Annotated in this window: 23 protein-coding genes; 14 read left to right on the top strand and 9 right to left on the bottom strand. The window is 53.4% G+C overall.

Translation table 11 applies throughout. From position 1 onward, the window contains the following. Positions 1-51: 51 nt before the first annotated feature. Both QWY20_RS06800 and QWY20_RS06795 read right to left on the bottom strand, forming a co-directional pair. Positions 52-1,920: a M48 family metallopeptidase gene (locus QWY20_RS06800; protein ID WP_330128274.1), complete on the bottom strand. Its 1,869-nt coding sequence runs from the start codon at positions 1,918-1,920 to the stop codon at positions 52-54. A gap of 6 nt (positions 1,921-1,926) precedes the next feature. Next, positions 1,927-2,517 (bottom strand): LemA family protein, encoded by a 591-nt coding sequence (locus QWY20_RS06795; protein WP_330128273.1) that lies wholly within the window; start codon positions 2,515-2,517, stop codon positions 1,927-1,929. 190 nt (positions 2,518-2,707) lie between these two features. Here QWY20_RS06795 and glpE point away from each other — a divergent pair, with 190 nt between their 5' ends. Then, complete coding sequence (gene glpE / locus QWY20_RS06790; RefSeq protein WP_330128272.1) at positions 2,708-3,031, top strand: thiosulfate sulfurtransferase GlpE; 324 nt, start codon at positions 2,708-2,710, stop codon at positions 3,029-3,031. Then, positions 3,024-3,863, top strand: coding sequence for a rhomboid family intramembrane serine protease GlpG (glpG, locus tag QWY20_RS06785; protein WP_330128271.1), 840 nt, complete (start codon positions 3,024-3,026; stop codon positions 3,861-3,863). The genes glpE and glpG overlap by 8 nt, the downstream gene beginning before the upstream one ends. A gap of 24 nt (positions 3,864-3,887) precedes the next feature. Here the strand turns inward: glpG and QWY20_RS06780 are convergent, their stop codons facing one another. Next, entirely contained in the window at positions 3,888-4,298 is a 411-nt protein-coding gene (locus QWY20_RS06780) for a flagellar basal body-associated protein FliL (protein ID WP_330128270.1), read from the bottom strand. 168 nt (positions 4,299-4,466) lie between these two features. Here QWY20_RS06780 and QWY20_RS06775 point away from each other — a divergent pair, with 168 nt between their 5' ends. Both QWY20_RS06775 and ubiA read left to right on the top strand, forming a co-directional pair. Next, positions 4,467-4,997 (top strand): chorismate--pyruvate lyase family protein, encoded by a 531-nt coding sequence (locus tag QWY20_RS06775; RefSeq protein WP_330128269.1) that lies wholly within the window; start codon positions 4,467-4,469, stop codon positions 4,995-4,997. After that, entirely contained in the window at positions 4,994-5,863 is an 870-nt protein-coding gene (gene ubiA / locus QWY20_RS06770; protein WP_330128268.1) for a 4-hydroxybenzoate octaprenyltransferase, read from the top strand. The genes QWY20_RS06775 and ubiA overlap by 4 nt, the downstream gene beginning before the upstream one ends. 30 nt (positions 5,864-5,893) lie before the next feature. Here the strand turns inward: ubiA and QWY20_RS06765 are convergent, their stop codons facing one another. Further along, positions 5,894-6,520, bottom strand: coding sequence for a 2OG-Fe(II) oxygenase (locus QWY20_RS06765; protein ID WP_330128267.1), 627 nt, complete (start codon positions 6,518-6,520; stop codon positions 5,894-5,896). Positions 6,521-6,669: 149 nt separating this feature from the next. Here QWY20_RS06765 and QWY20_RS06760 point away from each other — a divergent pair, with 149 nt between their 5' ends. Next, positions 6,670-7,257: a DUF3833 family protein gene (locus QWY20_RS06760; RefSeq protein ID WP_330128266.1), complete on the top strand. Its 588-nt coding sequence runs from the start codon at positions 6,670-6,672 to the stop codon at positions 7,255-7,257. Here QWY20_RS06760 and QWY20_RS06755 read toward each other — a convergent pair. Further along, positions 7,254-7,649 carry a DUF2721 domain-containing protein gene (locus QWY20_RS06755; protein WP_330128265.1) on the bottom strand — a complete coding sequence of 132 codons (396 nt, stop codon included), beginning with the start codon at positions 7,647-7,649 and terminating at the stop codon, positions 7,254-7,256. The two genes, QWY20_RS06760 and QWY20_RS06755, sit on opposite strands and share 4 nt — an antisense overlap. 151 nt (positions 7,650-7,800) lie before the next feature. On the opposite strand from QWY20_RS06755, the gene QWY20_RS06750 reads away from it, so the two are divergent. From QWY20_RS06750 to rlmB, 4 genes are read left to right on the top strand one after another with little or no spacing between them, the layout of a single operon-like run. Further along, positions 7,801-9,180, top strand: coding sequence for a coiled-coil domain-containing protein (locus tag QWY20_RS06750; protein ID WP_330128264.1), 1,380 nt, complete (start codon positions 7,801-7,803; stop codon positions 9,178-9,180). 14 nt (positions 9,181-9,194) lie between these two features. Continuing rightward, a complete protein-coding gene (locus tag QWY20_RS06745; protein WP_330128263.1) occupies positions 9,195-9,515 on the top strand; it encodes a putative signal transducing protein in 321 nt (106 codons plus the stop codon). Then, entirely contained in the window at positions 9,502-10,125 is a 624-nt protein-coding gene (locus tag QWY20_RS06740) for a YjaG family protein (RefSeq protein WP_330128262.1), read from the top strand. Before QWY20_RS06745 ends, QWY20_RS06740 begins: the two co-directional genes overlap by 14 nt. Then, complete coding sequence (gene rlmB, locus QWY20_RS06735) at positions 10,115-10,849, top strand: 23S rRNA (guanosine(2251)-2'-O)-methyltransferase RlmB (RefSeq protein WP_330128261.1); 735 nt, start codon at positions 10,115-10,117, stop codon at positions 10,847-10,849. The genes QWY20_RS06740 and rlmB overlap by 11 nt, the downstream gene beginning before the upstream one ends. Positions 10,850-10,915: 66 nt before the next feature. Here the strand turns inward: rlmB and QWY20_RS06730 are convergent, their stop codons facing one another. The 4 genes from QWY20_RS06730 to QWY20_RS06715 all read right to left on the bottom strand — a co-directional run bounded on the left by QWY20_RS06730 (position 10,916) and on the right by QWY20_RS06715 (position 18,557). After that, positions 10,916-12,322, bottom strand: coding sequence for an OprO/OprP family phosphate-selective porin (locus QWY20_RS06730; RefSeq protein WP_330128260.1), 1,407 nt, complete (start codon positions 12,320-12,322; stop codon positions 10,916-10,918). Positions 12,323-12,550: 228 nt separating this feature from the next. After that, on the bottom strand, positions 12,551-15,364 hold the full coding sequence (locus tag QWY20_RS06725; protein ID WP_330128259.1) for a TonB-dependent receptor: 2,814 nt from the start codon (positions 15,362-15,364) through the stop codon (positions 12,551-12,553). A 139-nt stretch (positions 15,365-15,503) separates the two neighbouring features. Further along, a complete protein-coding gene (locus QWY20_RS06720) occupies positions 15,504-16,973 on the bottom strand; it encodes a tripartite tricarboxylate transporter permease (protein WP_330128258.1) in 1,470 nt (489 codons plus the stop codon). Between the two features lie 36 nt (positions 16,974-17,009). Continuing rightward, positions 17,010-18,557 carry a tripartite tricarboxylate transporter substrate-binding protein gene (locus tag QWY20_RS06715; RefSeq protein WP_330128257.1) on the bottom strand — a complete coding sequence of 516 codons (1,548 nt, stop codon included), beginning with the start codon at positions 18,555-18,557 and terminating at the stop codon, positions 17,010-17,012. A gap of 204 nt (positions 18,558-18,761) precedes the next feature. Here QWY20_RS06715 and rpsF point away from each other — a divergent pair, with 204 nt between their 5' ends. From rpsF to dnaB, 5 genes are all read left to right on the top strand, one after another. Then, positions 18,762-19,142, top strand: a complete 381-nt coding sequence (gene rpsF / locus QWY20_RS06710) for a 30S ribosomal protein S6 (RefSeq protein ID WP_091343369.1) — start codon at positions 18,762-18,764, stop codon at positions 19,140-19,142. Between the two features lie 6 nt (positions 19,143-19,148). Beyond that, positions 19,149-19,451 (top strand): primosomal replication protein N, encoded by a 303-nt coding sequence (gene priB, locus QWY20_RS06705; RefSeq protein ID WP_228614179.1) that lies wholly within the window; start codon positions 19,149-19,151, stop codon positions 19,449-19,451. A gap of 11 nt (positions 19,452-19,462) precedes the next feature. Beyond that, a complete protein-coding gene (gene rpsR / locus QWY20_RS06700) occupies positions 19,463-19,690 on the top strand; it encodes a 30S ribosomal protein S18 (RefSeq protein WP_091343326.1) in 228 nt (75 codons plus the stop codon). Positions 19,691-19,726: 36 nt separating this feature from the next. Further along, a complete protein-coding gene (rplI, locus tag QWY20_RS06695) occupies positions 19,727-20,179 on the top strand; it encodes a 50S ribosomal protein L9 (RefSeq protein WP_091343324.1) in 453 nt (150 codons plus the stop codon). A 130-nt stretch (positions 20,180-20,309) separates the two neighbouring features. Further along, on the top strand, positions 20,310-21,692 hold the full coding sequence (gene dnaB / locus QWY20_RS06690; protein WP_330128256.1) for a replicative DNA helicase: 1,383 nt from the start codon (positions 20,310-20,312) through the stop codon (positions 21,690-21,692). Positions 21,693-21,694: the final 2 nt, after the last annotated feature.

The following is a 21,694-nucleotide window of genomic DNA, read 5'->3' as shown; positions in this document are numbered from 1 at the left end:
TGTGCAAAAATAAAACGCTATTGTACCGAATGAAACCCCCAAGCTAAAGTGCTAATTAGCAATCGCTTCGTCGGAGTAGGGGATTTCCAGCAGCAACGACAGGGCTCTTAACTGGACTTCCTGCTGCTCCGACAGTTTACCATCGGATTGTGCAGCCACCAGCATACCCTGCCACAGCTGTTCTTTTACCTTAGGGCTGGCAGCCATCAGTTTGGCTAGCATTGGTTGCACTGCCTGATAACTTGCGACGGGCTGAGCGGTATCTGCCACCAGTTGCCAGCGGGTAAGGCCGGCTTGCCAGCTTTGCATGCAGCTTTCCTTATCATCACTGGTCGCATTGGCTATCAGGCTAAGTAACAGCAAGGCTTCGGCCTGAATATCAGCAAATTTACTAACCGAGGTACTGCGGAGGATCTCGCTACTGCGAAACTGGCTGGCGACAGTATGATCCACCAGCTGCGCAATCGCCCACTCCAGCAGATGCAGCTCACCATCGGCATCAATCACCTGCCGCAGCAGTTGTTCAAAACGTTCGAAGCGCACTGCTGTCAGGGATTTCAGGCTTGGAATACACAGTTGGGCCAGCATCAGTTTCTGCCGCTCTGGTAGAGGTTCAATCTGGCTGAGCAAGCGGTCAACATCCTGCAGCAGTGCAATGGAGCCCTGATCGCGGATAAGCTGCAGTTGTTTTTGCCGGCTGGCTTCATCGTTGCTGATCAGCAAAGCAAGCAATAAAGGCTCTGCCTGCAGGGGCTGATGGGCCGTCTGCAGCAAAAGGACGGGTAGTGCTGCCAGCAAGCGTTGACCTGGTGTGTCTTGTTTAGGCGCATCTGCTGTGTCACTGGCGGCAGATGCTGCGGCAACCTGGTTGGCTTCTGCACTGCGCGCAGCAGGTAGCTTCCCATTCCAGCGTGGTTCCAGCCGTTTGATCCGATCGGTCAGCGGCGGGTGGGTAGCAAAAATACTGGCCCAGCGGCTGATGGCTTCACCAAAGAACAAATGACTGTTTTCATCGGCATTCTGGTTGCTGATTTTGGTGCCACGTGAACTGGCAGCAATTTGTTTCAGTGCCCCGGCAATGCCAGCAGGATTACGGGTAAATTGCACCGCAGAGGCATCGGCCAGGTATTCGCGCTGGCGACTGACTGCCGATTTGATCAGATTCCCAAAAAATGCGCCCAGGTAACCAAGCACAGTGAAACCCAGGCCCAGCAGCAAGATGGCGGCGGCTCCACCACCGCCTTTGTTGTTGCGGCTGCTGCGTGCTGCAATGTGTGCACCACGACTGCCGCGCAGCAGCAGATAGCCGACATGACCAACAAACAAAATGCCATTAAGCACGGCAATCATCTTAATGTTCATCCGCATATCGCCATTGAGAATATGGCTGAACTCATGGGCGATGACCCCCTGCAGTTCATCGCGGCTTAATTGTTCCAGGCAGCCCTGGGTGACACCAATCACGGCATCGGCCGGGCTGTAACCGGCAGCAAAAGCATTGATGCCACGTTCAGGCAACACATACACCGCAGGTACCGGTAAGTTGGCCGCCAATGCCATTTCTTCCACCACATTCAGCAGCTGCCGGTGTCTGGCATCTGTGGTATCGGGTGACACACGCTGGCCTCCCAGCGCCTCAGCAACCACCCGTCCCCCTTTGCGTAATTGCTGCCATTTTACCAACATGGCAATGCCAATGGCGCCAAGGACAATCAGGCTGGTCCACAGCAGCAGCTCCGGTTGAAACATGCCGCGCTGCAGGCCAGATTGAATGGCTTCGCTATCGGCAAAGCCAAACACTATTGCGACCAACAGATTGGTCAGTGTCAGTAACAACAACACCGCCAGGGCAAACAACACCACTAAAATGCGGGTGTTGCGTCTGGCCAGATCCTGCTGGCTGAAAAAGTTACTGGCCATGCGCTGTTAGAAACTTACTTTTGGTGCAGCCTGAATGGCTTGGCTGTCTTCAAACTCCAGCAATTTGGCATCGGCACCATGACCAAAACTTGGGGCCAGCACCACTTGTGGAAAGCTTTGCTTGTAGCTGTTGTAAGCGGTGACGGCATCGTTAAAAGCCTGGCGGGCAAAAGCCACCCGGTTTTCGGTGCTGGTCAGCTCTTCTGACAGCTGTATCATGTTTTGATTGGCTTTTAAATCCGGGTAGGCTTCCATCACCACATTCAGCCGGCTCATCGCCCCTTGCAGCATGGACTCGGCACCGGCCAATTGGCCCATAGCCGCAGCATCGCCTGGATTATTGGCTGCAACCTTCAAACCGGCAGCGGCGGCGTTACGGGCATTGATCACGGCCTCCAGCGTATCACGCTCATGCGCCATGTAGGCTTTGGCGGTTTCCACCAGGTTGGGGATCAAATCGTAGCGGCGTTTTAATTGTACTTCAATTTGAGCGAAGGCATTTTGATAGCGGTTTTTCAGTTTCACCAGACTATTAAAAATGCTGATCACGAAAAATAACAGGATCAGAATAACGGCAAAGATAATCAAGGTTGTCATGGATGTCCTCGTAGGCAGCACTGCAAATGATTTGCTCGCTATAGTGTTAACTTTCCTTTAATCATTTGTCCAGTCTTACCTGTTACAAAGTGATAAAAAAACGATATTTTACGTTTTAGCGGGTCTGTTTACAGCGTGATGACGGTGTTTGTCATGCTATAATGGCCGGCAGTGAAAACAGGAGCCTTCTATGTTTGAATTTAAACACATCTCGGTGGCTGACACCGCCAGTCGCCTGCAGCAGCGAACTGCAGTGATCGCCGATATCCGCGATGAACAAAGCTATGCCGCCGGGCATATTGCAGGAGCCTGGCACCTGACCTCAGCCAGTTTGCCAGCCTTTATGCAGCAGCATGATTTTGCCACGCCCGTGGTGGTGGTTTGCTATCACGGCAACTCCAGTCAGGGAGCGGCTCAGTACCTGGCACAGCAAGGTTTTGATGAGGTCTACAGCATGGATGGTGGCATGGCCCTGTGGCAACAGCAGCACCCGGTGACCACTGCCAATGATTAAATTGGGAGAGCTGAACTCGGTCAATGCGGCCCGGCTGTTTGCCGATTACTGCGTGACTCAAGGCTGGTCTGTGCAAGCTGTGGTTGAGGAGGCGGAAGTGACTGAGCGAGCTGCGCTTTATGTGGATGAGCAGCAGCTGCACCAGGTGAGTCAGGCGTTGGAAGCGTTTTTACAAAACCCGGCTCACCCGCGCTACCATGCTGCAGCCTGGCAGCGCAGCGAGTTGGCAGCGGGGTCGGCTTCATTGTGGTCTGGCTTGCAGTTCAAAGCCTTCAGTGGACCCGTGACCTTGCTGGTGTTGTTGTTGGCGTTGCTGGTATACGGCTGGCAGCAAATCGCTCCTCAACAGGCTTCTGCTGCATTGGGCATTTTTCTGCAACCGGGGGCCATCCATCTGGCAGAAAGCTGGCGCTGGTTTAGCCCGGCGCTGTTGCACTTTTCGCTCACCCATCTGGTGTTTAATCTGATGTGGTGGCTGCTGCTGGCTGGCCAGTTTGAGCGGCGTTTGGGCAGCGGCCAGCTGCTGTCAGTGGCTTTGAGCAGTGCGTTGATCGCCAATGTGGCGCAGTATGTGCTGGTAGGGCCCTACTTTGGTGGCTTATCTGGGGTAGTATACGCACTGTTTGGTTACTTCTGGTGGGCTGGGCGACTGAATCCTGCCCAGGGTTTGCAGCTGGATAAAGGGCTAGTGGCTTTTATGTTGATCTGGATGGTGCTCGGTTTCCTGGATGTCCTCTGGGTGTCGATGGCCAACTGGGCGCATCTGGGTGGCTTGCTGGCCGGCTGTGGCTGGGCCTGGTTGCTACGGCATAAACCGGGCCGGCCCGATTAACTCAGGCCGGTATCTTGCCATCGGCTATTGATACAGGTACTTGGTAAAGAGTAAGTCGCGGATCATATCTTTGCCGGTTTCGCGTTTTAGCACCGCTTGCAGTTCCTGCAGGATGGTTTGGCGAATTTCTTCCCGGCCGGTCAGGGATTTGATTTTGTCTTCAGGCTGCTGATTGAAGATCCGAATAATGGTATTCAGGATCAGCGGTTCGTGATGCTCGATATCGGCAAGATAACTGCGATCGGCAACCATCAGCTCGACGGTGACCCGGATATAGCCCAGCGAGCGGCGTCCTGAGGTCACATAATTGGTCACAATGTCCGGATCAAAGCCATAATAAACAATGTCTTGCTCACTTCGCTGAGCCTGTGCGCCGGGCGTGTATAGGCTGCAAAGCAGTATCAGGAGTGTCAGTAAAATGCTGGCATACTTCATAAATGGTGTGGTTCCTGTGTCTGGCTGGTGCTGGTGGCCGTTGTGCAGAGCGCTGCTGGTCAGATCATAGCAGTTTCTGTCATTTGTTCTATCGGCCTGCTACAGAATTACTGAAATCCATCCCTGAAATTGCTATGATGCGGCGGTTTTTGCAATGATATGAGTGCCATGTCCATCACCACTGCCCACTATTTACTGCAAGCTCATTGGCAAACGCCTTCAGACCTGCGTTTGCAGCCAGTGCAAAGCTCCTGGTTGCTGGAAACCGACTCACTGACGGCCCGGTTGAAAAGTCGTTGCCGGCACTTTCGTGTACAGATGCTATCTGAGCAGTACTACCCGCTGCCTGAGCGTTTGCAGGCCCAGTTAGCCGGTGCTGAGAGTGCCTTGTTACGCGAAGTCATGTTGCATTGCGATGCGCAGGTGATGATTTATGCGCAGAGTTGGTTGCCAGTATCGACCTTAGCGGCAATAGAGCCATTGGCCAGGCTGGGTGACCAACCACTGGGAGAGTTTATTTTTCGTCATCCGGAATTGCAGCGCGGGCCTATTGAAGTCGCCGTGCTTGATGCTACAGCGCTGAAGTTAGCCGCACCCTTGGCAGAGCAAGCCGTGTGGGCCCGGCGCTCGGTATTTTGGTTGGCCAAACACCCCTTGCAGGTGGTGGAGGTGTTTATGCCAGAGGTATACCAATTATGAGCTGGCAATTGCGCCGGGCGCACTGGCCCTATTACCGACAGCTGATGCGGCTGGATAAGCCCATCGGTATTTATTTGCTGTTGTGGCCAACCTGGTGGGCTTTATGGCTGGCTGCAGAGGGGGTACCGCCCTGGTCGCTGTGGCTGGTATTTACCCTGGGGGTGGTGCTGATGCGCTCGGCTGGTTGTGTCATCAATGATTACGCCGATCGAAACTTCGATGGCGCTGTGGCCCGCACACGGCTGCGGCCGTTGGCCGCTGGCAAGGTAACGGCGGCTGAAGCTTTGCAGCTCTTTGTACTCTTGTTGCTGCTGGCAGCAAGTTTGCTGCTGTTTTTAAACTGGCAAACGGCGCTGTTGTCCCTGGGCGCGCTAGCGCTGGCATCCTTATATCCTTTTATGAAGCGTTACACCCATCTGCCGCAGCTGGTGCTGGGAGCGGCCTTTAGCTGGGGCATGCCGATGGCATTTATGGCCATTCAATTGCAGTTGCCGGCTGTGGTCTGGTGGCTTTACCTGGCTAACTTATGCTGGACAGTGGCCTACGATACCTACTATGCGATGGTGGATCAGCCGGATGATGAGCAGGTAGGCATCAAATCAACAGCAATCTTGTTTGGTCGCTATGCACTGCCCGCTATCGTGCTGTTGCAGGCTATGACTCTGGTGCTGTTGTATTGGGTGGGGCAGCTTGCTGAGCTCGGCTGGTGGTACCTGCTGTCACTGTTGCTTTGTCTGCCATTATTTTCGTACCAGTTCAGGTTGGCGCGCCAAAGCAGGGCTCTGTGTTTTCAGGCCTTTTTGCACAATCATTATGTTGGGTTGGTGGTTTTCGCCGGCATTGCACTGGATTTGTGGCTGCGGTAGGGCCGCGTGCAACAAAACGGCTTCAAAGAGCTAAAGCAGCGCCTCATCGCGGCGAAACCAACCGGCAATGCTATAGCGGTCCTGCCGGGTTGGCAGCACCTGATGCGGAAACCGGCTACTTTCAAACAAAATAAGGCTACCGGCTCTGGGCGGTAGTCGCATTAACTCGGTATGGTGTTCATTGTAAACCACCAGCTCACCGCCATCCTGTACATCATTCAGATAGCAAACGCTGGTGACTTGTCGGCTGGCTTGTTGGTTAAACGCATCCAGATGGGTTTGATAGAAATCACCTGGCTGGTAGTGCGCAAAATGGCACTCGTAACCGGTCAGGCCCAGGAAAAAGTGCCGGTTCAGCAGGCTTTGAATGGCATTCAGCTCCAGCATGTAACGTTGTTGCGCTACGGTGCTGCCATCCAGCCAACAGGTTTTATCCCGCCGGATATCGCTGGCATGCTGTCGCTGCTGGCCACGGCCAATGGCTGCTGGTGTCAATTCAACCTGCTGCTGCACTTCCTGCAATAGGGTCAGGCATAAGTCGGTTGCCAGGTAGTTGGGCAGTACCACCAGGCCATCGCGCTCAAAGCTGGGCAACCAGGTTGCTGGCTGCTCGGGCAGGCTTGGTTGCGGTTGCAACAGGGCGTCGACAGCGTGCATGGCAGTCTCCTCAGGTTGAAAGCGTCCTTATACTGCTCAGCTGATAAGCTGTCTAACAAAGAAAATTTGTCTTGAAGATAAAAAAGTTTGCTGATTGAGCCAAAGCGCCCTGCACCACGTAATGGAAAGCAGTGATAAGGAGAAATACGATGCGAAACTGGTGGGTCGTGATGTTGGTTGGTGTACTGCTTGGTTGCAGCCGGTCGGTGTTGGATTATCAGGCCGAGCAGCCGGAGCTTCGGCTGGAACATTTTTTTCAGGGCAGTGGTCGTGCTTATGGCGTGTTGCAGGATTGGCGCGGCCGGCAGACCTTGCGTTTTCACGCAGATCTTTGTGGGGTTTGGCAACAAAACCGTGGCGATCTGTACGAGGTGTTTTATTTCAGTGATGGCCGGGTGGATTACCGCCACTGGCAACTGCAGCTGCATGCCGATGGCCGGGTCAGTGGTACCGCGCACGATGTCATCGGGGAAGCCAGTGGACAGCTGGCTGGCAATAGCTTGTATTGGGAGTATACCTTGCGTATCCCTTACCAGGAGGACACCATGGATGTGCGGGTGAAAGACTGGATGTATCTGGTTACCCCACAACAGATCATCAATCGCACCAGTTTGCATAAGTTTGGCCTGAAGGTGGCGGAATTGACCTTGTCATTGCAGCAGGTGGATGCAGGGGCCGATTGCAGTGCTCTGCGTCAGCAGTTGCTGCAATTGGCTGCAGAAGCTGGTGCTGTTTAGGGCTCAGTTCTGTCTTTCATCGACTCGAGCTCAATATGAATGGCATCGCAGGATATTTGAATTTCATACAGCGACAATGCCAGGCTTACTAACAACGCAATTAAACTGGCCGCAAAGCTTAGCTGACCGGCCAGCTCCCACTGCATAAATAAGAAAAACATCGACAAGGTACAGAGCAAAAAACTCAGTACGCCATAGGCCTGCATCGAGCGGATTAGTACGATGCGCTTTTTCAGGTTAGCAATCTGGCGCACCACTAATTGGCGAACCTGCACGCCCTCCCGTTCATTCAATTCTCTAATTAACTGTGCCAACACCAAAAAGCGGTTGGTATAGGCCAATAACAGCAATGAAATGGCTGGGAATAACAGCGCCGGTGTAGTGAGAGTCATCGTAGTGCCTTTGCGGGAGTGGATTCGCATATTCTGCCTGAAAGGATTACACTTAGTCGAATTTATAATGAGCAGTCCACCCTGTAGCTCTTAGCTTCATTCTGGCTTAAAGTGTGTATTGTGATGAGATAAAAAGGCGTCGTGGTTTGATATGGTCATAAAACAAAAACAACAACAACCTGCAGTGCAGCCTGAAGCAAAGCTCGATACTCTGCTCGACACCATGAGCAGTGAGCTTAGCGATTTGCTTAGCCAGTTTTCGCAACAATTACAAACCCAGCAGCAAACCCAATTGCAGCAGCTCAGGCAACAATTGCTGCACAGCAGTCAGCAGCAGTGGCAGCAGCGGTTAATTGAACAAGAGCAGGCCTATCAGAAGCTGTTTAAAGACTGGCAGCAAGCCAAGCAGCAGCTGGATATGGCGATCCCTGAAGATCCGGCGCAACTGGAAACGCTGAAAAAATCCCAGCAGCAATTGGACCAGGCCATTCAACAGAAAAAGCAACTGGAACAGGAGTTCAAGACGCTGCAGCAAGCATTTGCTGCCGAGCAACAGCAGCAGACAGTGGCCAATCAGCAATTACAACAGGAAAAACAAAAGCTGACAGAGCAGCTTGAAGCGCTGCAGCAAACGCAAGGACAACAGCTCAGTGATCAGGAGCAGCAGTTAAAGCAGCAGTTGCAACAGCTGCAGCGGCAATTAGATGAGCTGAAACATCAGCAGGTTTCTGAGCAGGCTCAATTGCAGCATAGCAAAGAGGATGTAAAAAGCTTGCGTCAACAGCTGGCAGAAGAAAAAAAACTGCGCCAGCAGGCGGAGAAAAGCCTGGCCGAACAACAAAAAATTCAACAGTCCAGCGAGCAGCAGCATGCAAAAGCCTTGTTTCAGGTGCAGCAGGAGTTGGAGCGTTTGCAAAAGAAGCAAGCACCCACCGAGTTGGAGTTAAAAGATTCCAGGCAGCAGCTTGAACGGCTGCAGAAGGAGCATGCTGAGCTGCAGTCCCGCCAGGAAGCTCAGGCCGAAGCGCAAAGAGAAAAGTTGCAGGCACTGGCAAAAGTGCAGCAAGAGTTGCAGGATCTGAAAGCTGATCATGAGCAGCTGCAGCAACAGCAACAAGCTGTATCTACAGAGGCTGAACAACTGGCTGCAGAGAAAAAGCAGTTGAAAGAGCAGTTATCGGCGATTCAGCCGGAGTTCCAAAACATCCGGGAAAAATGGCAAGCCGCGGAGCAGTTAAACAGCGAGCTGGAGCAAAAAATGCAACAGCATACGCAGGAGCAGCAGGAGCTGCAACAGCGGCTGGACAAACACAAAGAGCAATTACTGCATGCGCAGAAGCGGTTGGAAGCCCACGAACAACGGCAACTGCAACAATCCGATGCCTCCCGCGAGACCATCAAGGAGCTGCGTGAAGAGTTGCAAGCACTGCAACAAAGCCAGCAAGAGAAACTTAGCGAGCTGGAAGAGCAATTGATTGAATACAAATTAAAATTCGAGTACGCCCAAAAACAGCTGCAACAACACGCATAAAAAAAGGGTAAGCCATGAGTGAGCTGCAGTGGCAACTGGTGTATCATGCCGCCTCCGAGTTTGAGGCGGCTTTATTGACCGGGCTATTGCAGAATCAGTGCATTGAGGCCCGCTATCAGGGCCAGTTGTTGCTGGGCGCCATTGGCGAGTTACCTCCTACCGATATTGAGGTTGCTATCTGGGTGAAACCACACCAGGCTACTCAGGCCCTGGCAATCATTCAAAATACAAAACAGCAGGCAGGCACTGAGTGGCGTTGTGCTTGCGGCGAAACCAATGCGCCCGAGTTCGAACTGTGTTGGGCTTGTGGTAGGGATAAAGATGAAAGCGACTAATTTCCAACGCCTGCGTGAGTTAGGTTTTTACCAGCAGGTGGCAGTAGCGGCAACCCTGATGGAGCGGATGCTACCCAATTATCAGCTGTTCAGTGAGGTGATGGACTATGGCGATGCCTCTGTGCTGCGTCATACACTGGATCTGATTTGGGAGTTCCTGGCGGTTAAAAAAGCCAAAATCAACTTCGCCAGGCTAGGCGATGAATTGGCCGAGATCACGCCTGAAATCAATCATTTTGATTGCTTTGGGGTGTACCCTGCCGTGGATACGGCGACAGCCCTGGATGCTCTGATCAATGGCATTGAGCAGCGTGATGCTGTGGAGCTGATTAATGTAGCGAAGATTTCTCAGGCCTCGGTCGCCCGTTTGATTGAGCACGAGTCAGCCGAACTGGATATTACCAGCGAAGCTGAGTTAAAACAGCATGTGCGCAAGCACCCCCTGATGCAATATGAAATGGACTGTCTGGCCGAGCTGATAGAGCTGGTGGCTGAAATCCCGCAGTTTGACTGGCAGCAGGTGAAAAAGCTCCGGCTTTGGGTGGCCGAGCAAGGCGTCAGCAACTTGGGGATGGAATTAACCGTTGAGGATGGCACCGATGAGCAATGATTTTGTTTTTGGGTTGCACGCGGTGCAGGCCATCGTAGAGCGCTCACCGCAGGATGTGCTGGAAGTTTTTGTCAGCAAAGAGCGTGATGACAAACGGATGCACCCGCTGGTGCAGCAGCTGCGTCAGCAGGGCATAGCGGTGCAGTTTTGTCACCGCAAAACGCTGGATAACCTGGTGCAGGGGCAGCATCAGGGTATTGTGGCCAAAGTGCGGTTAGCGCAGGCTGGCAGCGATGCTGATTTGATGAACATCGTGCAGCAACAAGCAGCGCCTTTGTTGCTGGTGCTCGACGGTGTGACGGATCCACATAATTTAGGCGCTATTCTGCGCAGTGCTGATGCCGCCGGGGTGCATGCCGTGGTGGTACCCAAAGATCGCTCGGTCAAGCTCACCTCTGTGGTTCGCAAAGTGGCCTGCGGAGCCGCCGAAACCGTGCCCTTTATTGCGGTGACCAATCTGGCCAGAGCGCTGCGCCAACTGCAGGAAGCCGGTGTCTGGGTGATAGGTACTGCCGGTGAAACCGAGCAAACCCTGTATCAAACCGAACTGACCGGCCCGCTGGCCATTGTGTTGGGTGCTGAAGGTGATGGATTGCGTCGGCTCACCCGTGAAACCTGCGACGCGCTGGTGAAAATTCCAATGCATGGTAGTGTTTCCAGCCTCAATGTTTCTGTGGCAGCTGGCATTTGCTTGTTTGAAGCCGTGCGGCAGCGGCAACTTTGACGGGCTGTCACTCATAACAAACAAGGCTGCGATGGCAGCCTTGTTTCGTTTACATGCAGGGAAACATCAAAACTCGAACTGGAAGCGCAGGGCATACACCATGCTGTCCCAGGTTTTAAACTCGCCAGCTGCCAGGTTGCGGCTGGAGGTTTTGGCATCCACATACATGGCGTTGAACTTCAGCACAATGTCATCAACCGGATACCAGTTCAGGCCCAAGGTGTAATGCTTCAATTCCTGTGCGCCACGTTCATCGTGATGGTCGGTGTGATCGGCATAAGCATAGCGGGCCAATAGCTCAACCGCGCCATAGCCACCTGAGCCGACCGGGTTTTGCACCTGAGTTCGACCAAAGTCGCCGCTAAAACGACGGTAGTTGCGCTGCTCACCAGTGGTAAAGAAGCTGGTTTGCACGTAGTAACCACCATTGCTGATGCTGACGATATCTGGGTTGCTAAAGCCGTGTGCATTTTCATCCCGGTTTAATTTTACGCCCACGTACTCGCCTTGTACGGAGAATGAACCTACACCATACGCGGCTTCAATGGCGTAGCGGGTCATGTCTTTCACATCGCTGAAGTCGCGCCGGCCAATAACCCGGCCATCGATGGCGCGGGTGCCCAGTCGACTGCGCAAGCGGATATCGTTGTACTCTTTCCCCCGGCCCCGGCTGCGCTCGTATTCGTAGCCATTGCTGCGGTAGTTGACCGACAACCCAAGATGAGACCAGATGCGATTGGATGCATCATAAATTGGCGAGAAGGAAGCCCGGCCTGCAACTGAGAAGCCTTCTGTGTTGGTGCGGTTGCGGCTGACACCATCGCCGCCAAACAGACCAAGTGCTGCATAGTAATGTGGATTCAGGGTTTCGTACATGATACCCAGCTCGCGATCTGGACGGTAAGCGTCGACCGGCGTAGCGCGTTCAATAAAGGAGATCCGGCGCGAGCTGGTCGAGCTCTCCATGCTAAAGGGTTCTTTAAAGTGTCCGACGGCCAGACGTCCGTGATCAAACAGGTAGGCCACGTAGGTATTGGCAAAGCGAATGCCCTCGATGTCATCGCCTTCTTCAATGTCGTAAGTCACCGGGTCACGAAAATCGATTTCCACCTGCCATTCCCAGCGATCGTACATCACGCCCAGCATGCCCAAGCGAGCGCGACGAATGATGGTGCCATACTTAGCAAGATCGCCCCGATCTAACCGGTCGTCATCGGTGGTCATGTAGTTGTCATCGAGGTAGGCAGCATCGAACATTATGCGGCCGCGTACACCAAAACGGTGTTTGCCATCGGCGGTTTCCACCGTGAACTTATTGACGCGGGTACGTACCTCATCGCCCAAAACACTGGATGTGGGTTCATAGTCCAGCTCGGAGTGCACCTCGGTGACTGGATTGCTGGCTGCAGTTGTGGCCATAGACGCGCTGAAAAGAGCGAAGTAAATCAGGCTAAGGGTGAAAGTACGCTTCATGCTTTAAGCTCCTGTTATGGTTGTTGGGTGATGTGATACCCCAGCCAGAACGAAGCTTTGTCAGCACCGATAGCAATTAATAGTCGTGTCAGTCGCACCTCCAAACAACGCGGCTGCCCGGGACCAGTAAATGTTAACAGCCAGAGATGACGGCTTGGTTTCAGTAAAATGACAGTCCGATGACGCCCGGTGAAGGGCGCCATCGTGCCTAGGGAGTTCTACTGCGTATCAGAAGGTGAAGTGCACGCCCAGATTGTACTGAGTACCAAAATAGACAGTGCTGGTTGGGTTATCGCGTGAGCCCTGGAACTGCACACTAGGTTCGTTGGTCAGATTTTTCACATTAAAGAACACATAGTGATCACCCAGGAATTGGTATTTCATCGCCAAGTCCCAGACAGTATTGCCTTGATCGTAGCGATCCAGCGCTGCACGGCCACCTACTGCCAGCAAGCGATCCGGCAGTTTGTTCATGGATAGACGAACGCTGGCTGGGCCATAGGCATAGGAGAGAATGCCATTGAAAATGTAGCGAGGCGAACTCGCCAGTTCCAGGCTTTCACCGCTGCGGTTCGGGTAGCTGCCTTCGGTACTTAAGCGGGTGTAATTGGTCTCTACACCCAGGCCCCGCCAAAGACCTGGCAAAAAGCTAAACTGCTGAGACCAGACAAACTCCGCACCACGTACCTTACCGCCCTCGCCATTGACTCGGGTCCTCTCCTCGACGCCATCGCTGGCCATCCGGCTGGTACTGAAGACAAAGTTGTCGATGTCTTTGTAGAACACGCCAGCGGAAAGGACACCAAGCGGTGGCAGAAAGTACTCGGCACTCAGGTCATAATTGATGGCTTCGGCCGGGCGCAGATCCGGGTTGCCGATAATCCGTAGGTTTAGCTGGGAGTTTTCCTGCCGCGATGGGATCAAATCGCCTGGCGGTGGCCTGGAAATGGCTTTGGCTACCGATCCTCTCAGTACAAGTTGGTTGTCTAGCAGGTAATAACGGGCATGAATGCTGGGCAAGAAGTTGTTGTAACTGCTTTTGCCGTTGACACGATTGATCGCCGTAATGTCATTGCCTTCAAACAGTACCTCATTGGCTTCGCTGGCAATGCGGGTGCTTTCGTATCTGGCGCCCAGAACCAGATGCAGGCGATCAAAATCCATTTCGCTCATGAGGTAAGTCGCATAAATATCTTCTTCAATGGAAAAGTCGGCATTGGCAATGGTGGAGTCGGTGTAAAAACGGGCGGCAGCATTCTGCGTCAGATTGCCTCTGTTTTGTTCATGCAGTGCCAGGTAACGACGCCAATCCGGGAAGTAAGGGAGCAGTTCTGCACGACCATTGGAAGCGGACATGAATCGCGAGTTCTGGTAAGACTCCAGCAGGCTTTCAGCAGAAACACCGGTCAATCCGGTATAACGGATAGTATCCGGCTGGGCCTGGGACGCATCTTTTAAACTGACCCGAACCCCGGCTTTGAGGTTGTAGAACAGGTCGCCATGATAGAAGTCACGCTGCAAATTGGTGTCGAAGGTCCATTCATTTTCCACCCGGGGTACCTGGTTGGTTTGGTACTGGCGAAAGCTCAGCTGCGAGGGATCATTCAGGTCAATGTTATTATCGACCGTGAATACTGGAAAAGTACGATCTGAGCGTTCGTAGCTTAAATCCACGCCGTTGATCGAGTTCAGCACCTGCAAAGTGACCGGGTAATCTTTTTTGGCCCGTGAATAAACCACGCGCCCATCCAGAACCCAATCGTCGGCACGGTGTTGAAAGCCTGTGCTGTACATCTGGAACACATTTTTTGGTTCGCGATAAAACACAATACTGTCGATGCGACCATCTAATGAAGAGGCTGCATCGGCAGTTTGATTAAAGCGGGTGTCCGGGTTCGGCCGGTAATCGGTACCACGGCGCCATAACCAGCGGTAGTCGTAGTGGTACAGGGCCCGAAAAAAAGCTGAGGTATTGGCATTTGGCCGGTAATCAAAAATCAAGCCGGCACCAATTTTGTCTTTTTTCTCATCACGATCATAGTACAGTGCCCGGTTAATAAAATACTCATCGTTGGCACTGACGGTATAGGCGGCATCGACCACATCGTAACCACGCGCATCCCGAAAGTAATAGACTGAACCCAGTACGCCAAATTGGTTGTTGTCACCAAAGGTATCGCCATAGGTCAAACCAAGCTGCTTGTTCCAGCTGTCGCGGTTGTCGTTGAAGGTGGTACCAAGCTGGGCTTCTAAAATGCGATCGTCCTGATCAAATGCCGAGCGGGTAATTAAATCAACGGTGCCGCCAATGGCATCGGCCGACATATCGGCGGTAGCCGATTTGACTACATCCACCCGGGCCAGCATATTGGCTGGGAAACTGTCCAACGCGATATCGCGGTTGCCATCGACGTTGGTCATACGGATACCATCCACCGTCACGGTGTTGTACTGTGGCGACAGGCCGCGGATGGTGGCAGTGCGCTGAACGCCTGCCCTGGTTTCTACCGACATCCCTGGCAAACGCACCAGCGCATCGCCGATATTGCCTTCACGAATTTGACCCAGTGCATCGGCCGAGACGACGGTGCGCACGCTTTGGGCATGACGCTGTAAGTTAATGCTCGAAGCATAACCTTCTGCCCGCCCCAACACCATCATACGCTCACCGCTAAAAAGTGTACTGGATAGCCGAATATCCAAACGCTGACTACTACCAGCAACTACGGTGACAGGCACACGCTGTTCATCAAGACCATCGTAATTAATGACCAGAGTATAACTACCGGCCGGAACCCCGTTAAAGTAGAAGCTGCCATCCCGGCTGGCACGAAGGTCGCGGTTGAGCTCGCTAATGCGCACTACTGAGGAGGGTAACACCGCCCCGGTACTGTCATTCAGTACGCGCCCGCTGATACTGCCAAGTTGTTGGCTTCGGTTGCTACCGTCCGGTTGTACCAGGTCATTTGCCAGTACCATGGGGGAGCCCCCAAACAGGGCCGCAGTAACGGCCAGGGTCAATAAAGAATGCCTCAGCTTCATTTTATCGTTTTTCCTATATGCACTATGGCTAATTGTTAATGAAGCCGGCATTCTGAATTTGGATGATTGCAGCGATATGGCAGGACTATGAAGCTTATATGACGACTTCATGACGTTTGTCAGTGGTCATGGTGTTGGGTTAGGATATGCGCTTTCGGTTCCGAAGCAATGGCAGCACAAACGAAAGCAGGGCCAGTCCAAGCAAAACAGCACTGATAGGACGGGTCAGGAAGACGTCGTAGCCATCCATCATCACGGCGCGGCGGAAATTGGTTTCGGCAATGGATCCGAGTACCATCCCCAGGATCACCGGAGCTAGCGGGTAGTCCTTGCGTTTTAAGATCCAGCCTAAAATGCCAAAGCTCAGGCAGCAAAACACATCAAACATGGAGTTTCGCACCGAGTAAGCACCAATCACCGCCATCAGGCTGATCAGCACAAAGAGCACCGGCTTGGGAACCTCGGTCACCCGGATCCAAAGCCGGCTACCTGCCAGCCCCACCAGCAGCAGGGCCAGGTTAGCCAGCAACATAGCGGCAAACAGGCTATACATCAGTTCCGGGCTACTTAAAAACAATTGGGGACCTGGATTAAGCTTGTGGATCATCATGGCACCCACCAGCACGGCTGTGGTGGCACTGCCGGGGATCCCCAGAGTGAGCAGGGGCACCATGGCACCACCAACCGAGCCTGAGTTGGCTGCTTCGGCTGCCGCAACCCCTTCATCACTGCCCTGACCAAATTGCTCTGGCGTCTGACTTTGTTTTTTAGCGATGTCGTAGCTGATAAAGGAGGCGATAGTGGCGCCAGCACCAGGGAAGACCCCAATCAGGGTACCAATGAAGGCCGAACGCAGCGTGACCCATTTTAACCGCCAGTAAGTAACAAAACCGGGCCAACGGTCCTGCACTTCATTAAGGCGTTCTTTGCGAAAATCGCGCTGCTCTATCCGGCTAAACACTTCGCTTAAGGCAAAGAGACCAATCAGGGCCGGGATCAGCAAAAAGCCATCGGACAAGGGCGTGTAATTAAAGGTAAAGCGGTCGGCGCCGGAGATGGGATCGGTGCCTATGGTGTTGATCAACAAACCGATGATGGCGGCAATAAAAGCTTTCAACCAGTTGGCACCCGCCAGTGAGGAAATGGTGGCCAGGCCAAACAACGCTAACGCAAAGTATTCGGCTGGGTGAAAGGTAACGGCGATGGCTGCCAGCGGTTGCGAGAACAGCATCAACACCAGGGTACCCAGCATGCCAGCCACGGCTGAGGTAACAATGGAAATACCAAGGGCCCGGGCAGGCCGGCCTTGCCGGGTCATGGCATGGCCATCGATGGCGGTTACCACAGCGGACGCAGTGCCCGGTGCATTGATGGTAATGGCGGTAATGGATCCGCCATAGCTGGCGCCGATGTAAATTGCCAGCAACAGAATCAGTGCCAGCATCGGCGACATGCCGTAAGTAAAAGGCACCAGCAGGGCAACGCCCATGGAAGGAGACAGGCCGGGAATGGCACCGACCACGATGCCAATCACCAATCCTGCCAAAATGGCAGCCAGTGGCCACCAGGACAGCACAGCTAAACTGCCGGTCAGTAAATATTCAATCACAACCGCTCCTTCTCCAAACAGGCTGACAGTGGCGCGTTACAGCAGCAGTCCACTGGGTAAATCGACATAGAGCAAGCGCTGAAACACCCAATACGAAAACAGCAGCCAGCCGGCAGTGAGTAGCAGCATGGCGCGGGGGTGACGGTATTTCAGCAAATAAAGACCTGCCGGCAGGTACAACAGGGAAGCCAGCCAGTAACCCAGAATGGGGATCAGCAGCACATAGCACAGCATGGCGCTGAGAAAACGAAACAGCAGTCGGGGCCGCTTTCGCAGCCGGTTCTTTTTCGGGTGACGCAGAATCAGCGCCACCTGATAGAGTGCCAGCGGCAGCAGCAAGTAAATCCATAATCTCGGTACACCCTGAGCTCCGACTATGTCTGCAGTTGATGGCGGAGGCAGGCTCACGGTCATCAGATAAAACAACAATGCCAGCGATGCAATGCCGGATAAGATCATTAACTCAGCAGCATGGGCACGCCAGGATGAGCGAAACAGCACCAGCGCCAGCACCGCATTAATCAGCAGCAGGCTGGCCGTAAAGAACTGCCGGGCCTGCTGCTCACCAATGCCCGCCAGCAAGCTGCTGCGCTTGCCAGGCTCGCGTAGCAAGCCAATCTCTGTCAGATAGTACTGAAACTCCCGGGTATCTCTGGCAACCAGGGCTTGAAAAGCTGCACTGTCTTGGTATACCAGGGTGACACCGTCATTGGCCCAACTTGCTTGCCAGTCCGGATCCTGGCTTACCTGATAAATCAACTGACGAAACCACTGCCGTCGCTGCTCCGGTACACCCTGGCGTAGCGCAAAACCACGCCAGATCAGCTCCTGTTCAAGGCCAGGGATCCCAAGCTCTGCAAAGGTAGGGGCTTCGGGGAAATCAGTCAGCCGCTCTGTGGCCGCCACGGCCACCAGCGTTAAATCATCGGAGGCCAGGGCATCACGAGGATTGCCGAGGTAAGCATCGCCCATATTTCCGAGCAAGGCGGCGATGGCTTGACCGCCACTGCTGTAGGGGATCCAGCGCATCTGAATGCCCGCTTGCTTTGCCATTTTGACGCCGGAGACATGCTTTACGCCGCCAATATCAGCCCCCAGCCACAGCTGACGATCACCTTTTTGTAAGGCATCCTGATACAAGGCTGGCCAGCTATCGAGCCCGCTGGTGCTGTTGGTAATAAGCACATGAGGGTTGTGCATAATGTAGGAGTGCCAGTCCAGCTGTTCAATCAAATCCTCACGGCCAGTTGCTACCATCTTGGAAATATTGGAGCGGGTGACTGCCAGCAGGGTGTAGCCATCAGCCGGGCGCTGCAACGCTTCTTCAAAAGCAACGATACCACCGCCTCCGGGCCGGTTAATAACTACCAGCGGTACCTCGCTGTAGCGTCTGGCAATGTCGGCAAAGCGGCGCGCCGTTAAATCAATCAGGCCACCTGGGCTGGTGTACACCACTATACGGATCGGTTGAGTAGGAAAAGGGTCGGCCGGTTCGGTTTCTGTTGCCTGCAGTGAAGGGAGGCAAAGGAGCAGCCACAACAATCCCCAGCGTGCTTTTTGCCGTAAGCCTTGCAAGCAGATCACGATAAAAGCTCTCCTTGACGCGAAAAGCGGCTAGCCTAACGCGCCAATATGACAAAAGCATGACAGTGTGGGGGGTGTACAGAGTGCTTGTGATTTGCCCGGTTCCTAAGTATAATTCGCGTCCTTCGGCCAACACCTATGTTCCTTGCCTCCATGCAGGTCCGGCCGAGCCTGACCGAGGCTAATTAACCGTAAGGAGCTGCAATGCGTCATTACGAAATTATTTTTATGGTCCACCCGGATCAAAGCGAGCAAGTCCCTGGCATGATCGAGCGTTACACTGGCTCTATCACTGAAGCTGGTGGTACTGTTCACCGTTTGGAAGACTGGGGCCGCCGTCAACTGGCTTACCCAATCGAAAAACTGCACAAAGCGCATTACGTGCTGATGAATGTGGAAGCTCCACAGAACGTGATCGACGATCTGGAAACAACGTTCCGTTTCAACGATGCTGTGCTGCGTAACATGATCATGCGTACCAATGGTGCCGTGGTTGAGCCGTCACCAATGGCTAAGGTTCGTGAAGAGCGCCGTGAGCGTGCTCCTCGTGATTCTGAGCATCAGGCTGCAGCGTCAGAAGAGTAAGGGGTCATGGACAATTTGCTGGTGTGTGCTGGGCAAATTTGCCGTCAGCCTGCGCGCAGTGAAAGTCCGGCCGGTATCCCGCAGTTGAGCCTGGTGCTAGAGCACCGCAGCCAACAACAGGAAGCCGGATTGAATCGTCAGTGTTATGTACGCCTTCAGGTGGTCTGCAGTGGGGATTTGGTACAACAAACTCAGCATTTATTGTTGGGAGACATGGTGCGGGTGCAGGGCTTTTTAAACCGGCATCAGCAGCGCAACGGCCAGAGCAAACTGGTGTTGCACGCCCAACACATTGAACAAATTCGTTAGGAGATCGTGTTATGTCACGTTATTTTCGTCGCCGTAAATTCTGCCGTTTTTCTGCAGAAGGCGTTAAAGAGATCGATTACAAAGATATCGCTACTCTGAAAAACTACGTCACTGAAAGTGGCAAAATTGTACCCAGCCGTATTACGGGTACCAGTGCGAAGTATCAACGTCAGCTGGCTCGTGCGATTAAGCGCGCTCGCTACCTGTCTTTGCTGCCTTACAGCGATTCACACAGCTGATCGCCTGGTTTAACCGAATACTGAAGAGGTATCCCAATGAACATTATTCTATTAGACAAGGTCGCTAACCTGGGTAGTCTGGGTGACCAGGTCGCAGTGAAAGCCGGTTACGCTCGTAACTACCTGTTCCCACAGGGTAAAGCTGTTCCTGCAAACAAAGCTAACATCGAAAAATTCGAACAGCGTCGTGCTGAGCTGGAAGCCAAACTGGCTGAAGGTCTGGCTGCTGCGCAAAAGCGTGCTGAGCAAATCGCTGCGCTGGAAGAAGTGACCATCGCTTCGAAAGCCGGTGACGAAGGCAAGCTGTTCGGCTCTATCGGTACCCGTGATATCGCCGACGCTATCACCGAAGCTGGTGTAGCGGTTGCTAAGTCTGAAGTGAAGCTGCCACACGGCACGCTGCGCGAGACTGGCGAGTTCGACATCGACCTGCAGCTGCACGCTGAAGTGACTGCTACCGTGAAACTGGTTGTGGTTGCTGAAGCTTAAGCCGTCTGGTTTAAAAAAAGGGCAGTCTCTTCGGGGCTGCCTTTTTTTATGGCTAATTTTTCCTGCCTCGCTTTTTATTCGCTGCACCTCGGGGTAGGATGGCAGGGTCACTTCATCGTATTTTGGAATTATGCAAAAGCAAAAAGATAAGCAGGTTGCTGCGGTAAAAATGCCGCCCCATTCCATCGAAGCCGAGCAGTCGGTGCTGGGTGGTTTGATGCTGGATAACGAAGCCTGGGATCGGGTGGCGGAAAAAGTGGTGGAGCAGGACTTTTACCTGCGGGCACACCGGCTGATTTTTAATGCCCTGACCAAATTGGCCGAACAAAACCAGCCGATGGATTTGATTACGGTATCGCAGGCGCTGGAGCAAAATCAGCAACTGGACGATGTTGGCGGCTTTGCTTATCTGGGCGAAATCGCTAAAAACACCCCCAGTGCCGCTAATATCCTGGCTTATGCCGACATTGTGCGTGAGCGGGCGGTGATCCGTGACATGATAGGCGTGGCGCACGATATTGCCGATGCCGGTTATGATCCGCAGGGCCGCACCAGCGCCGAGCTGCTGGATTTTGCCGAAACCCGGGTGTTTAAAATTGCTGAGCAACGGGCCAATGCCAATGAAGGGCCAGAGCCGATTCATGACATCCTCAGCAAAACCATTGAAAAAATCGATGAGCTCTTTAGCAACCCATCCGATGGCGTTACCGGTGTCTCTACCGGTTATGTCGATCTGGATAAAATGACCAGTGGCCTGCAACCCTCCGATCTGATTATTGTCGCTGCTCGTCCATCGATGGGGAAAACCACCTTTGCCATGAACCTGTGTGAGCATGCTGCCATCACCAGCGATAAGCCGGTACTGATTTTCAGTCTGGAGATGCCATCGGAACAAATCATGATGCGGATGCTGGCCTCGGTAGGCCGTATAAACCAAACCCGGATTCGAACCGGTCAGCTGGAAGACGAAGATTGGGCACGGCTGTCCTCGGCCATTGAGCTGCTGAATACCAAAGGCAAGATGTACATCGACGATGCGTCTGGCCTGACACCGACTGAAGTGCGCTCACGGGCGCGGCGGGTGGCGCGCGAGCATGGTGGCCTCAGCATGATCATGGTCGATTATCTGCAGTTGATGACGGTCCCCGGTATGAGTGAAAACCGTACCTTAGAGATTGCGGAGATCTCCCGCTCACTCAAAGCCCTGGCCAAAGAGCTGAAAGTACCGGTAGTGGCGCTGTCGCAGCTGAACCGTAGTTTGGAACAACGGGCCGATAAACGGCCGGTCAACTCGGATTTGCGGGAGTCTGGCTCCATTGAGCAGGATGCCGACTTAATCATGTTTATCTACCGCGATGAAGTCTACAACGACGATAGCCCGGATAAAGGTTCGGCTGAAATCATCATTGGTAAGCAGCGGAATGGCCCGATAGGGCGGGTGCGGCTGACTTTCCATGGCCAGTACTCGCGTTTTGACAACTATGCCGGTAGCTACCGTTTCGACGAGGATTAGGC

Source organism: Alkalimonas cellulosilytica (genome assembly GCF_036325985.1).
Taxonomy (GTDB): domain Bacteria; phylum Pseudomonadota; class Gammaproteobacteria; order Enterobacterales; family Alteromonadaceae; genus Alkalimonas; species Alkalimonas cellulosilytica.
The sequence above is the reverse complement of the archived record's forward strand: the minus strand, read 5'-3'. Positions and strand labels throughout refer to the sequence as shown.

What these genes read in the sequence shown, in the direction of transcription:
- rpsF (WP_091343369.1), top strand. Translation starts at nt 18,762, where the DNA reads ATGCGTCATTACGAAATTATTTTTATGGTCCACCCGGATCAAAGCGAG.
- rpsR (WP_091343326.1), top strand. Translation starts at nt 19,463, where the DNA reads ATGTCACGTTATTTTCGTCGCCGTAAATTCTGCCGTTTTTCTGCAGAA.
- QWY20_RS06730 (WP_330128260.1), bottom strand. Translation starts at nt 12,322, where the DNA reads ATGAAGCGTACTTTCACCCTTAGCCTGATTTACTTCGCTCTTTTCAGC.
- QWY20_RS06800 (WP_330128274.1), bottom strand. Translation starts at nt 1,920, where the DNA reads ATGGCCAGTAACTTTTTCAGCCAGCAGGATCTGGCCAGACGCAACACC.
- QWY20_RS06750 (WP_330128264.1), top strand. Translation starts at nt 7,801, where the DNA reads ATGGTCATAAAACAAAAACAACAACAACCTGCAGTGCAGCCTGAAGCA.
- ubiA (WP_330128268.1), top strand. Translation starts at nt 4,994, where the DNA reads ATGAGCTGGCAATTGCGCCGGGCGCACTGGCCCTATTACCGACAGCTG.
- glpG (WP_330128271.1), top strand. Translation starts at nt 3,024, where the DNA reads ATGATTAAATTGGGAGAGCTGAACTCGGTCAATGCGGCCCGGCTGTTT.
- rlmB (WP_330128261.1), top strand. Translation starts at nt 10,115, where the DNA reads ATGAGCAATGATTTTGTTTTTGGGTTGCACGCGGTGCAGGCCATCGTA.
- dnaB (WP_330128256.1), top strand. Translation starts at nt 20,310, where the DNA reads ATGCAAAAGCAAAAAGATAAGCAGGTTGCTGCGGTAAAAATGCCGCCC.
- rplI (WP_091343324.1), top strand. Translation starts at nt 19,727, where the DNA reads ATGAACATTATTCTATTAGACAAGGTCGCTAACCTGGGTAGTCTGGGT.
- QWY20_RS06780 (WP_330128270.1), bottom strand. Translation starts at nt 4,298, where the DNA reads ATGAAGTATGCCAGCATTTTACTGACACTCCTGATACTGCTTTGCAGC.
- QWY20_RS06755 (WP_330128265.1), bottom strand. Translation starts at nt 7,649, where the DNA reads ATGACTCTCACTACACCGGCGCTGTTATTCCCAGCCATTTCATTGCTG.
- QWY20_RS06760 (WP_330128266.1), top strand. Translation starts at nt 6,670, where the DNA reads ATGCGAAACTGGTGGGTCGTGATGTTGGTTGGTGTACTGCTTGGTTGC.
- priB (WP_228614179.1), top strand. Translation starts at nt 19,149, where the DNA reads ATGGACAATTTGCTGGTGTGTGCTGGGCAAATTTGCCGTCAGCCTGCG.
- QWY20_RS06795 (WP_330128273.1), bottom strand. Translation starts at nt 2,517, where the DNA reads ATGACAACCTTGATTATCTTTGCCGTTATTCTGATCCTGTTATTTTTC.
- glpE (WP_330128272.1), top strand. Translation starts at nt 2,708, where the DNA reads ATGTTTGAATTTAAACACATCTCGGTGGCTGACACCGCCAGTCGCCTG.
- QWY20_RS06725 (WP_330128259.1), bottom strand. Translation starts at nt 15,364, where the DNA reads ATGAAGCTGAGGCATTCTTTATTGACCCTGGCCGTTACTGCGGCCCTG.
- QWY20_RS06765 (WP_330128267.1), bottom strand. Translation starts at nt 6,520, where the DNA reads ATGCACGCTGTCGACGCCCTGTTGCAACCGCAACCAAGCCTGCCCGAG.
- QWY20_RS06740 (WP_330128262.1), top strand. Translation starts at nt 9,502, where the DNA reads ATGAAAGCGACTAATTTCCAACGCCTGCGTGAGTTAGGTTTTTACCAG.
- QWY20_RS06775 (WP_330128269.1), top strand. Translation starts at nt 4,467, where the DNA reads ATGTCCATCACCACTGCCCACTATTTACTGCAAGCTCATTGGCAAACG.
- QWY20_RS06745 (WP_330128263.1), top strand. Translation starts at nt 9,195, where the DNA reads ATGAGTGAGCTGCAGTGGCAACTGGTGTATCATGCCGCCTCCGAGTTT.